Origin of the sequence: Treponema sp. UBA3813 (genome assembly GCA_002368605.1) — a bacterium.
Classification (GTDB): Bacteria; Spirochaetota; Spirochaetia; order Treponematales; family Treponemataceae; genus Treponema_D.
Window position 1 is genome coordinate 109,786 of the sequence record DFEB01000019.1, and the last position, 12,580, is coordinate 122,365.

The 12,580-nt window shown below is 42.0% G+C and carries 11 protein-coding genes and 1 tRNA gene; 7 read left to right on the plus strand and 5 right to left on the minus strand.

Going from position 1 to position 12,580, the window contains the following annotated elements:
- Positions 1–57 precede the first annotated feature (57 nt).
- The gene (locus B2089_RS02615) at positions 58–2,295 is read left to right on the plus strand and encodes a B12-binding domain-containing radical SAM protein (RefSeq protein WP_296685749.1); all 2,238 of its coding nucleotides are present in this window, start codon (positions 58–60) and stop codon (positions 2,293–2,295) included.
- Here B2089_RS02615 and B2089_RS02620 read toward each other — a convergent pair.
- A complete protein-coding gene (locus tag B2089_RS02620; protein WP_296326305.1) occupies positions 2,287–3,069 on the minus strand; it encodes a hypothetical protein in 783 nt (260 codons plus the stop codon). The genes B2089_RS02615 and B2089_RS02620 overlap by 9 nt on opposite strands.
- Before the next feature lie 80 nt (positions 3,070–3,149).
- Between B2089_RS02620 and ettA the strand changes: the two genes are divergently transcribed.
- Entirely contained in the window at positions 3,150–4,913 is a 1,764-nt protein-coding gene (gene ettA, locus B2089_RS02625) for an energy-dependent translational throttle protein EttA (protein ID WP_296326302.1), read from the plus strand.
- Positions 4,914–5,147: 234 nt separating this feature from the next.
- On the opposite strand, the gene B2089_RS02630 is transcribed toward ettA, so the two are convergent.
- Positions 5,148–5,654: a hypothetical protein gene (locus tag B2089_RS02630; RefSeq protein WP_296326300.1), complete on the minus strand. Its 507-nt coding sequence runs from the start codon at positions 5,652–5,654 to the stop codon at positions 5,148–5,150.
- Positions 5,655–5,744: 90 nt separating this feature from the next.
- Between B2089_RS02630 and B2089_RS02635 the strand changes: the two genes are divergently transcribed.
- Positions 5,745–6,923: an NAD(P)-dependent malic enzyme gene (locus B2089_RS02635; protein WP_296326297.1), complete on the plus strand. Its 1,179-nt coding sequence runs from the start codon at positions 5,745–5,747 to the stop codon at positions 6,921–6,923.
- A gap of 27 nt (positions 6,924–6,950) precedes the next feature.
- On the opposite strand, the gene B2089_RS02640 is transcribed toward B2089_RS02635, so the two are convergent.
- Positions 6,951–9,443 carry an EAL domain-containing protein gene (locus B2089_RS02640; RefSeq protein WP_296326294.1) on the minus strand — a complete coding sequence of 831 codons (2,493 nt, stop codon included), beginning with the start codon at positions 9,441–9,443 and terminating at the stop codon, positions 6,951–6,953.
- A gap of 220 nt (positions 9,444–9,663) precedes the next feature.
- Here B2089_RS02640 and nadE point away from each other — a divergent pair, with 220 nt between their 5' ends.
- From nadE to B2089_RS02655, 3 genes are all read left to right on the plus strand, one after another.
- Positions 9,664–10,449: an NAD(+) synthase gene (gene nadE, locus B2089_RS02645; protein WP_296326291.1), complete on the plus strand. Its 786-nt coding sequence runs from the start codon at positions 9,664–9,666 to the stop codon at positions 10,447–10,449.
- Between the two features lie 157 nt (positions 10,450–10,606).
- Positions 10,607–10,912, plus strand: a complete 306-nt coding sequence (gene trxA / locus B2089_RS02650; protein WP_414717853.1) for a thioredoxin — start codon at positions 10,607–10,609, stop codon at positions 10,910–10,912.
- Positions 10,912–11,178 carry a hypothetical protein gene (locus B2089_RS02655; protein ID WP_296326288.1) on the plus strand — a complete coding sequence of 89 codons (267 nt, stop codon included), beginning with the start codon at positions 10,912–10,914 and terminating at the stop codon, positions 11,176–11,178. Before trxA ends, B2089_RS02655 begins: the two co-directional genes overlap by 1 nt.
- 41 nt (positions 11,179–11,219) lie before the next feature.
- Here B2089_RS02655 and B2089_RS02660 read toward each other — a convergent pair.
- Positions 11,220–11,293: transfer RNA gene (locus B2089_RS02660), tRNA-Ala, on the minus strand.
- Between the two features lie 237 nt (positions 11,294–11,530).
- Positions 11,531–12,337 (minus strand): hypothetical protein, encoded by an 807-nt coding sequence (locus tag B2089_RS02665; protein WP_296326285.1) that lies wholly within the window; start codon positions 12,335–12,337, stop codon positions 11,531–11,533.
- Between the two features lie 60 nt (positions 12,338–12,397).
- On the opposite strand from B2089_RS02665, the gene B2089_RS12065 reads away from it, so the two are divergent.
- Positions 12,398–12,571, plus strand: coding sequence for a helix-turn-helix domain-containing protein (locus tag B2089_RS12065; protein ID WP_414717855.1), 174 nt, complete (start codon positions 12,398–12,400; stop codon positions 12,569–12,571).
- Positions 12,572–12,580: the final 9 nt, after the last annotated feature.

Here is a 12,580-nt window from a genome sequence, read left to right on the forward strand (position 1 = left end):
ACAGAAAACGGTAAAATAGAAATAACATTACTCTCATTTTCTGCTATACTGTCTTCTATGAATATTCTGATTCTCCAGCCGCCAATAGTTCAGCTGAACACGGCTTACCCCAGCGGTGCCTATCTCTCTGCCTTTTTCAAGTCTCTCGGTCACAAGACCCGCTGGCTCGATTTAAGCCTTGAGCTTTACTACGAGATTTTTTCCCGTGCGGGGCTGACCAGGCTTTTTTCCCTCTGCTCAGAAAACGCCCTTAAACTTGCGGACAAGGCGGAGCAAGCTGGAGATGAGGCGACGGCCTTTAACTTACGCCGTTATGTCGCACAAAAGGATTTATGGATTAACTGGATTGATTTTATCACGGCGATTTTGCGTCCGGGCAAGCACGATTCCTTTTCTTCGGGCTACGAGAATGCCCACCGCTTTGTCTTTGGTGCCCATGTTCCCCGCGGCTCTCGAATGGAAAATTACCTCGCAAATCTTACCCACGATTTGACCACCGACGATGCCCGCTCTCTGGCCAGTTTTGCCCTTGCCGACCTTGCGGATTTTATCGCCGTAGCCTTTGACAAGAATTTTTCTCTGGTGCGCTATGCCGAAAGCCTTACCGTAAGCGAGTCCAGTTTTTCGGAGGTCGAAAAAGGAGCGGATTCCCCGATTCTAAAAGAGTTTTATGAGCCATTGTTGCAGCGATTTTTTATGAAAGGGGAAAGTCTTCCCCTCGCTACAGCCGCTTTCGCGTCTTCCGCTACCCCTTCTGCGGGGGAATCCCCCGCAACACCCCCAAAAACTCTCGTCCTTATTTCAATTCCTTTTGCGGGAACATTTGCGGCCGCCCTTGCCACCGGGCGATTTTTCAAAAATCATTTTAAAGATTCAGTCTATGTCAGCTTCGGCGGCGGCTTCGTGAACACGGAATTACGAGATACAAACGAACGAAAGTTAGTTGATTATTGTGACGCGATTTGCTATGACAGAGGCTACGCTTCCTACAGACAATTGTTAATGCAAAATGCTGACTGCATAATTAAAGATAAACCTATTTACAAACTCCGGCAGTTTATCAGACTAACGAGCGGTAGCACATCTATCATCGAGCCGCTTTCCGACGAGTCTTCCGAAGAATACAAACGAGCGTTAGCTTACGAAAGAGAAATCACCTCTTCTTTAATTCCAGATTTTTCGGACATCGATTTTTCCCAATATCCTCGGCTTATTGACGACACGAATCCCATGCACAGGCTCTGGTCTGACGGCAGCTGGATTAAGGCTTACATGGCTCACGGCTGCTACTGGCACAAGTGTGCCTTCTGCGATGTCACTCTGGATTATGTAAAAGGATATTGCCCAACGAACGTTAGTAAGTTATATGAAGGTTTACTAGCCCAGTGCAAGGAAAAGGGCATTTATGGAATCCACTTTGTTGATGAAGCCATGCCTCCTGCCATGATGATTGCCTTTGCCAGGGAGAACATCGCCCACGGCTCGCCAATTACCTGGTGGGGAAACGTGCGCTTTGAAAAATCCTTTACCCGCGATGTGGCGGACTTCCTCGCTTACGGCGGCTTAATCGGAGTCTCGGCCGGGCTTGAATCTGCCACAGGAAACGGCCTAAATGCCATCCATAAAGGAACGGATCTGGAATCAATCGTTGGAGCCTGCTGTGCCTTCAAGGAAGCGGGCATTCTCGTCCATGCCTACATGATTTACGGCTACTGGTGGGAAAAGCCGGAAGATTTAATCAACTCCATGGAAACCCTGCGCCAGTTCTACGCCAACGGCCTGCTCGATTCCTGCTTCTGGCACAAATTCGTCCTCACCCGCCATTCCCGCGTCTACAAAGAATGGACCGAAGGCAAAATCCCCGATTTAAAGCCCATCGACCCCCAGGAAAAACAGAACGCCCCTCTTTTTGCCAAAAACGGACTTCACTTCGAGGGCGAGAAAAAGAGCGAGAAATACGGAGCCGCCCTGGATTTTTCCCTCAACCAATGGATGCACGGCGAAGGTCTGGAAAAGCCTGTTCAAAAATGGTTTGATTTTTCAGTTCCTCACCCGACCGTGCCAAAAAACTTCATCGAAAATCTGATTGCCAAATACGAAGCAAAACGGGATCAAGAATTCAAAGAGATTCCCGCGTCAAATCACGGGAATGACAAATCTTACTGGCTGGGCGGCGAAAAAATCCCCCTGAGTGACGGCAAAATCGGCTGGTTCTACATGGGCGAATTCCACACGGCCAAAAAAAATGCCCCGGAATCAGCTTTCCGAGGCAAAGGATTGTGTATTTTACCGTAAGTTAACATGCATCGAAAAACCGGTTTCTGCGGTTGTGAAGTTAAATTTTGTTCCTTCAAAAATAAGCTTGCCTTTTTGTAAAAAAGCTTTTTTGGTAACAAAAAAAAGTGTCAGTGAAACCGGATGTGTATCGGTTATTAATTCAAATCCGTAATTTATAAACTGCATTTTACTCTTGCTGTAATTTTCAAAGACAATCGGTGAATATGAGAAAAAAACAACCTGAGAAAATTGCTTATTTATTTGATGCTGTAAACTCAAACCAACGACCATACTGTTATACATGACATCTTTCGATGTTGTTTCCAAATTTTTATCATCGTAGGCATAATTAATAAAAGAATAGCCTACATAAGGTGAAATCGTAAATGAAAAAAACAAACGATATGGGAACATACTCTGTATATCAAATTCAATGCACTCCAAATTTTTATTTAAATTTGATTCGTCATAAAAGAAATTAGGATTCTCCGTCCATAAAAAATTCGTTCTTTGATTAAATCCAAGATTCAACTGAGATTTTAAAGTCTGAATTCCATGCCAAAACGAGTGAAACAATATTCCCTTGAAATTTAAGCCTTTCTGTACCTGCGAACTTCCGCCATCCTCTTTAGAAACAAGCACATTCGTAATATTCTGCCAGCCGCTTGTTGTCTCTAAAGTCCAAGTAATATCATCAGTAACAGAAATTGGCTTCAATTCAAGAGAAAAGGCAACGCTTGAACATAAAAAGAGAAGTACTGAAAAAAACAATTTTATCACAAGCCGTTTCACTACTTTTTAAGTCTAACACATTTTTATCTGAAAGTCTTTCGAATAAAGACAAACTCTCATATCTACTATATAATTAAGCCATGGCAAAGACATTCGACGACAAAAAAATCATTTACACTATGGATCGCGTTTCCCGCGCGTATGGAACAAAAGTTGTTTTAAAAGACATTTCCATTTCTTACTATTACGGAGCAAAAATCGGAGTTATCGGTGAAAACGGTGCCGGTAAATCCTCACTTTTCAAGATTTTTGCAGGAATCGACAAAGACTACACTGGCGAAACAAAACTTCTTCCGGGCTATTCAATGGGATACCTTGAGCAGGAGCCATATTTGGAGCCGGGCAAAACCGTTCTCGAAGTTGTAAAAGAGGGCGTTAAGCCAATCACAGACCTTTTGGCCGAATTTGACAAGGTAAACGAAGCTTTCGGTGACCCGGATGCCGATTTCGACAAACTCTGCGCTCGTCAGGCAGAGATTCAGGAAAAGCTGGACGCGGCCGACGCATGGAATTTGGACGCAAACCTAGAACTTGCAATGGACGCTCTCCGCTGTCCTCCTGGCGACCAGGTTGTGGATGTTCTTTCCGGAGGTGAGCGCCGCCGTGTGGCATTGTGCCGCCTTCTTTTGCAGAAGCCTGACATTCTTCTTTTGGACGAGCCAACCAACCACCTTGACGCAGAGACCGTAGCCTGGCTTGAGCGGCATCTCAAAGATTATCCGGGCACAATCATCGCTATCACTCACGACCGCTACTTTTTGGACAATGTTGCGGGCTGGATTCTGGAAATGGACAGGGGCGAAGGCTATCCTTTCAAAGGAAACTACTCAGAATGGCTTGAAGCAAAGGAAAAACGACTTGCCCTTGAAGAAAAACAGGCTTCAACACGCCGCCGCGAAATGCAGGAAGAGTTGGAATGGATTCATGCGGGCGCAAAAGGCCGTCAGGCAAAGCACAAGGAACACATCACCAAGTATGAGACCTTGCTTGCAGAAGAGAGCAAGCGAATCCAGCTTAAAGACACACAGATTTCAATTCCGGCAGGTCCCCGCTTGGGAAGCCTCGTAATTGATGCAGAAAAGCTCACCAAGTCATTTGACGACAAACTTCTTTTTGAGAACCTTGACTTCCACATTCCGGCAGGAAGCGTAGTGGGAATCGTCGGCCCCAACGGTGCCGGTAAAACAACACTCTTTAAGATGATTGCTTCTGCCGCAGGTCAAGAAATTGAGCTTCCAGACGGAAAAATGGGCAAGGAAGTTCCTGATTCAGGAAGCATTAAAGTTGGCGACACAGTTAAGCTGGTTTATGTCGATCAGATGCGAAGCAAACTTGACCCCAACAAAACGATTTACGAAATGCTTTCTGGCGGAAGTGATTTGGTTAAGCTTGGCGCGGTGGACGAAAAAGGCCGCCCTGTGAACGGTGCCGTCCGCGAAATCAACGCCCACGCCTACTGCTCTTGGTTTAACTTTAACTCAGCCGAGCAGAACAAAAAAATCTCAGTCCTTTCCGGTGGAGAAAAGAACCGTCTCAACATGGGCATGATGTTCAAGGAAGCCGGAAACGTGCTCCTCCTTGACGAGCCGACCAACGATTTGGACATCACAACGACCCGCTCTCTCGAAGAGGCAATCAACAGCTTTGCAGGAGTTGTCATGGTAATCAGCCACGACCGCTACTTCCTCGACCGAATCTGCACCCACATTCTGGCCTTCGAGAACAACTCGGAAGTTCACTTCGTTGAGGGCAGCTGGTCTGATTATGTCGAGTGGAGAAAAAATGTTCTTGGAATCGACGACGATGTACCGCACAAGACAGTTTATCGCAAGTTGACGCGCTAGGGGGTGTAGCCCCGAAGTTGCCAGCTTGCTGGCAATGAGCGTGAGCGTAGGGAGCGACCCACATAGGGGCAAAACCTGTGAGACAGGTTTTGAGCGATTCTCCGAACAGCTTTGCTGTGAAGGCGTAAGGGCGAAAGACCCGACCCCGCTTGCGGGGTAGCGCCCGATTTAAAAACAAAAATCCCGCCTGCTTTTTTAACAGACGGGATTTTTTATGCCTTTGGCAGATTATGCTTAGGCAGCAGCTTTTACCTGACTTGGATGCTGAATATGAGCAGCACCAAGAATTGAACCAACAACCGCAACAATAAGACCAATCAAAACCATGTATCCACCGACAGTTGTATATCCAAAGAACGGAGTAACAGGAGTCTGATAGAAACTTGCATAAGCGCCCATGAAATTGGTAAGAGAAGGCGCAATACTTACGATTGAAGCCAATTCAAATGCCAAACCAAGCAAAGTAACGAGGATATCACCAATGATTGTTTTTGTGATAAAGAAAAGTGCGATTCCTGCGATTGAGCAGAGCCAAACAGCAACCATAAATGTGGCATTATACGCGCTTGGTGCTTTATTGAAATACACGGCAGCTCCGAAAATGTTTTTAAGAACTGTTCCAGATGCGTCTTTTACGAAAACAGTTGGAACAAGGAAACCAATGAACACAATAACCATTCCAGCAAGGAAGATAATGCGGTCAATTGAGCGTTCTTTTTTGAGTTTGTCTAAATATTGCATTTGTTTCTCCTCTATATAAAACAATAACACTTCTATTATACACTATTTCAGCCATTTATCAAGAAAAGATTTTGTATTATAATGTCCTTTATGAGTACTATTTACGAAAAAGCATTGGAAAAACACAGTGAATGGCAGGGCAAGATTTCTACTGAACTGAAAATGCCCCTTGAAAATAGAAATGATTTGTCTGTGGCATACACTCCGGGAGTTGCCGAGCCATGCCGACAGATTCATAAAAATCCCGACGATGTTTACAAGTACACCTGGAAGGGAAACACTATCGCCGTCGTTTCTGACGGAACGGCCGTTTTGGGCTTGGGTGACATCGGGCCAGCCGCAGGACTTCCCGTTATGGAAGGAAAATGCGTTCTTTTCAAAAAATTCGCAGGAGTTGACGCAGTTCCCCTTTGCATCGACACAAAAGCCCCCCAAGAAATCATAAAATTCTGCAAGCAGATTGCCCCCACTTTTGGCGGAATCAACCTCGAAGACATTTCCGCTCCCCGCTGCGTGGAAATCGAGCGCACGCTGATTAAAGAACTGGACATTCCGGTTTTCCACGATGACCAGCACGGAACGGCAATCGTCGTAACAGCCGCAATCATGAATGCCCTTAAAGTCGCAGGAAAAAAGGCTCAAGACTGCACTCTTGTTGTGAGCGGTGCGGGCGCAGCAGGAAGTTCAATCATCCGTATGCTCCACAAATTCGGTATCGGAAAAATCTACGCATTCAACATCAACGGAATCATTATTAAGGAAGATTACGACAAGTACGACTTTTTGACAAAAGAGCTTACTGAAATTACAAATCCAGACAACCGCCGAATCACCATGAAAGAAGCAATGGTTGGCGCGGACATTTTCGTGGGCGTTTCTGCCCCGAATCTGGTGAGCGAAGAAATGGTCAAGTCAATGGCACCAAAATCAATTCTCTTTGCCATGGCAAACCCTGAACCGGAAATCACCTACGAAAAAGCAAAGGCGGCGGGAGCCTACATCATCGGGACTGGCCGAAGCGACTACCCCAACCAAATCAACAACATCCTCGCTTTCCCAGGCCTTTTCCGCGGAGCCTTGGATTGCCGTGCAAGCAAAATCACCGAAGAAATGAAAATCGCCGCCGCCCGTGGTCTTGCAAGTCTTGTCTCTGAAAGCGAACTCGGCCCTGATATGATTATCCCCAACCCCTTTGACCCACGCGTGGCAAAAACAGTGGCAAAAGCCGTTGCAGAAGAAGCGCGAAAGGCTGGATTAGCAAGGGCGTAGTTTTATTTAATTTTCTTCTCTATGCCATTATTTTGTTTGGAATACGATTGCTTCGTCCGCAGGAATCGGCTTAGAGAAGAAATATCCCTGAATTGTATCTGCACCGAATTCACGCAAACGATTAAACTGCCATTCTTCCTCAACGCCCTCAATTATCATTTCTTTGTCCAAATCATGCATAAGATGAATAATGTTCTTAATAAATGAATCTTTTCCATCAACAAGATAAGTATCAACTAGGGATTTGTCTAATTTGATTACATCGACAGGAATGTAGGTTAGATATCCAAGTGAAGAATAACCTGTACCAAAATCATCCATAAGGAGTCGAATTCCCAAATCTTTGAAACGCCTAAAAATCTCATCTGCAAGTGCACTTTTTTCGAGGAACAAACCTTCTGTGATTTCAATCTCAAGCAAGTATGGTGGAATATCATATTTTTTGAGCAAATCTTCGACAAATCCAACATATCCGTGATCGTTGAGCTGATTGCTCGAATAATTTACAGAAACCGGGTGCAATTCCTTGCCTCCATCGCGCCACGCGGCCAGTTGTTTAATGACAAGTTCTGTCGTAATTCGGCCGATTCTCCAAATCCATCCGCTTCGTTCCGCAACAGGAATAAACTGTCCAGGATAAATTCCGGGTTCTTTCATTCGTACAAGAGCTTCGTATCCGGAAACTTTTTTTGTCTGAGAGTCGATTTGTGGCTGATAAAGCATAAAGAAGCCGTCGTTATCAAATGCATGCTGTAATTTTTCTTTAATGACGATTTCTTCCTGAGCCTTTTTCTTCATGTCATCATCATAGATGACAAGTCCGTTCTTTCCCCGCACTTTCGCTTCGTACATTGCGCCTTCAGCGTTGATAATATGCTGATCTGGTGCAGTAATTTCATCTGAGCAGGAAGCGCCCATACTTGCCGTAATTGCAAGAGTCTCATCTCCAAGCGGAATTGGACTTCGGAGAACATCGAACAACGCTTTTATACTTTCACAATCCATCGATATTCTTTCATTTGGAATAACAATAAGGAATTCATCACCTCCAAAGCGTGCAAGCTTCCAACCGCCATCTTCTGCCAACCCACGAATCATGGCAACAAGATACTGCAAAATGCTATCAGCAAGCGAGTGACCGTAATTTTCGTTGAGCATTTTGAAATTGTCGATATCAATTATTATGACGGAATAAACATCGCCTTTACCCATTGTGTTGTGAAGCCACTCTGTTATCGTTCGGCGATTGTAAATATCAAGGACTTCGTCATATTTTGCCTGATGCTGCAATTCTTCTTCCCGCTGAATAAGCCGATTTCTTGACTCCTGCAAAGATCTTGCCAACTCTGTCGCAATTTTTCTGCTGATGTTTGAAGAGATGAGGAACAAAAGCATTGCCAAGATAAGCATTCCGACCGCTGGCAAAAATTTACCGTACTGTTCCCAAAATGTTACGGGCCGATTATATAAAACTGTATCCGACGGCAAAATTGAAAAATCAAGGTTATAATGCTTCATTAAATTGTAATCAAATGTCGTTCGACTCGGAATTTGCTCAACAAAAGGAATCGACTCGATTTTAGATCCATTCAAAATTTCTGCGAGGATTTCTCCGGCCTTTTCACACTGCTCCTCAACATCAATGTGGACTCCACCTAAAATTCCCATTCCTTCTCCGCCTACATAATTCCGAAAAATCGGAACACTTGCGGAACGAACAACCGTACTCGTACGAGAGAGCATAGAATACACATTTCTTGATTTGTCAGAGTAGCATGTCATGTAAAAAAGAATAGAATCATTTGGAAGCGACTCAAGCAATAAAATCAAATCATTCTGAGAAAAAAGTGTCGCATCCAAATCAACGAATGCATATTCCTTATATTTTTCACGAAGAGACCAGAAAATCTCAATATCAGAAAGACCAGCTGAACTTTGATCATGAAGAGCAACCAATGTTTTTCGCTTTGGGAAAAGCTGCATGGCAAGATTGATTGTTTCTTCGAGATAATCATTTTCATAAAAACCAATCATGTTTGGTCTTTCGGAAGCCTTTCGCGCTAATTCATAATCATTAATTCCAAAATACACCATAGGCATTTTTGGAAACATTTCATTTTGATGGTCAATCGCAAATTTGAGAGCGTCATCATCGCCGAGCAAAATTGCTTCGTATTTTTTTTGATCTTTTAACTTTGCCTTTAGAAAGTTGTAAAACATGTCAATGCCAGCCTGCCCTCGCTCATCCGCATACATGTAAACGACATCATATTCAATTCCACGAGGATAAAGGCTTTTTTCGAGACCGCGGACTTGAGATTCATAAGTAAAATAAAGAGGATTGTAAGAACTAATAAATAAAACTCGATGTGAAACTTCAACAGGTGCTTGAACGGCTTTAGGTTTTTCGATTCCTAAAACTATAAAGCGTAAAAAAAGAACAGCTGCAAAAATCAAAGAAGGCACGCTTAAGATAAGAGTAATATTTCTTAATAAAGTATATGTCTCTCGTTTTTTCATAATTTGCCTATTTAAATAGAAAAATTCGTATTAATTAATATTATAAACTAGATTTACAGGAATTCTCAAGAAAATTTTTATTTTATTTATAGGTTTTTACTCGTCCTATATATATATATATATATATAGGAGTGTGTATAGTAAAGGCGAAAAACTCTCGACATATCTTAAAATTCTGAGTAAGATTCATAAGATTTAATAATCAAAAAAGGAGCTTGAAATGAGCGAATACAATTTTGATGTAAAAAAAGTCACGGCAGAAGTCATCGAATGGATTCAAAAATGGATTTCAGAAAACGGAAACGAACGAACGAAAGTTATTATTGGCGTCTCAGGTGGCAAGGATTCATCCGTAGTTTCCGCCCTTATGGTCAAAGCACTGGGAAAAGACCGGGTTATCGGCGTGATGATGCCCAATGGCCAGCAAAAAGACATCTCTGATTCCCAAACGCTCGTTAGTCATCTTGGGATAAAAAACTACACCGTGAACATCGCAAAAGCCTACGAAGGAATTCAAAGTGCATTTGCTGACGCAGGAATTATCCAAACTAACGATAGTTTCTCATCTGTCTTTAAGACCAACACTCCTGCCAGATTACGCATGGCCACCCTTTACGGAATAGGCGCGCAAATCGGAAACTGTCGCATTGTCAACACCTGCAATTTAAGTGAGGATTTAGTCGGATATTCTACATTCTATGGTGATGCTGCCGGAGACTTTGCACCAATCAACAAACTTACAACTGAAGAAGTCGTTGCAATCGGGGACTATCTCGGTCTTCCATCTTCTCTCACTCACAAAGCTCCAAGTGACGGAATGTGTGGCAAAACTGACGAAGACAACCTGGGCTTCACTTATCACGAAGTCAATGAAATTGCCCGCAAAAACGAAAAGGGGCCGAATTACGAGAAAATCATCGCAAAATATAAGGCAAACCTTTTCAAAGTAAAGATTATTGCCCTTCCATGCTACCGCCCAGAATTGCCGCTTTTTCTGGAAATTTAGAAAAATTGTAAGAAATTATATTGTATCCTATAGATTTTTCTTTCCTTTTTTCTTTTTCTGTGTTATCTTTAATTACAGGAAGGGGGAACGCAACCTTTTAGGAAAAGGCTTTCTTTCCCCCTTGAACCCCTAATCTTCCAAAACAGGAGACTCGATTATGGAAATTACACTCACAGAATCAAACTTTGAGGCTGAAGTCCTCAAATCAGAAAAACCAGTGCTCGTAGATTTTTGGGCAAGCTGGTGCGGTCCTTGCAAAATGCTTGCGCCTACAATTGAGCAGATTGCCAATGAGAATGATACAATCAAAGTCGGAAAAGTAAATGTCGATGATGAGCCGGATTTGGCACAAAAATACGGAATCGTAAGCATTCCGACCGTAATTCTTTTCAAGAATGGCGAGCCTGTTAAAACTTCGACCGGCTTCGTTCCGAAAGAAACACTAGAGGCTATGTTCAAATAATGCAGTACCGAAGAAAGGAAACTGTCGAAGCCATTCAGTGGAACGGCTCAAATCAGGCAGAAATAAAAGCTATGGCCGGGCAGTTCGCGATGTTTGACTATGCGGACACAAACCATGACGGAAAAACTTTTGACGCTGTTCTAAAAGTAAAAACTTCCGAAAAAATAATTCCTGCTCAAATTGGGGATTATGTGGTTCGCGGCGAAAAAGGCGATTTTTTCATAAGCAAAAAAACTGCTTTTGAAGCTCTGTACGAGCCGCTTTAAAAGTAAAAACTTCCACAATTTATGTGGAAGTTTTTTTGTTTTGGAGACGATCGGACTTGAACCGACTACCTCTACAATGCCATTGTAGCGCTCTAGCCAGGTGAGCTACGCCCCCGAATATGCAGAGTATGACAGATTATCGAAAAAATTTCTAGATGGCTGATATGTGGAAAGATAAGATTTATTGAATTTTCGTGCAAATCTAATTAGACTAAAAGTAAATTGTATTATCATTAAAATCATCATAACATCATCAGGAATAAAATCAGTGTGAGTATTCTTTTCATAAAAAAACTCCTTTTTTGTGCTCAAAAAACTGCGGAGAAAAAAATAATCTCCGCTCATAATTGTTTTATTCAACAACAAAATAAATTTCTGTTTTCAGCATACGATATTTAATATTTTTGATTTTTGCATTGCATGAAAATTCAGAGTCTTTTTTGGCTTTGCTAAATGCTGAAGTATTTGTAAATCCCCAAAGATAAGCGTTTCCGTTTTTGCCGTAAATTTTTGTTGCATACACATCTGGTGTATATCCTTCAACTTCCATATTATTTTTACTTGCATCGAATACTTTTAATTCAATTTTTGTATCGATATTATACAAATCATTTTCTCGTACAAAATCATCCAGCATTAATTCTGTCATGTTTGGAACAACCGAAACCAAAAAATTGATATTTGATGCAACTTCTTTTTTGTTTCTTAAATATTCTTCATCAGAAACTGCAATGTATTTCATTACATCATCAGTCGCCATTTTTTCAATCTGTTTTCCGTTTAAAATCTTTGATTTTTGGAATTTTGAGGAAGATGTCCAATTACCATTTTTATCTACAACAGATGTCAACGCATTGTTCAATTTTAATGAAATATTTCCATTGTCATTTTTAATTGTCCAGTCAAACACATGTAATGTATAACTCAGCAAAACTTTGTCTATTTGAGTTGTCAATATTCTATATTCATCAGCTGCTATATCGAAACTATTTCCCTTTTCAAAATCAAATGACTTTTCGTAAGTTCTTTCACCTGTTTTGATGTTGATTTTAGTATCCTTTAGAATCTCATTTTTCAAAAACTTTTCAATTTGCTTACTGTACTTGCTGACATTTTGATAATTATTTTCCTCAGCAAATTTCCATACTCCAACATACAAATCTCTGTTTTCTGGAATTTCCTGCGAAAACAAGAAACTTGACAACAAGTTATAGACAAAATTCGCACCTTTAGAATTGAAAGAAAAATTTCAATCGTTCAGCTCTCTGTTGATTCGGGAATTTCACGCAGCCACCTTTTTTATATAGAATCCAAAAAGACAATACCTTCCCTTGAAACACTTTCTAAAATTGCAAAGGCGATGAACCTTCATTTACGGGATTTTTTTGTATAGCCTGTGCGT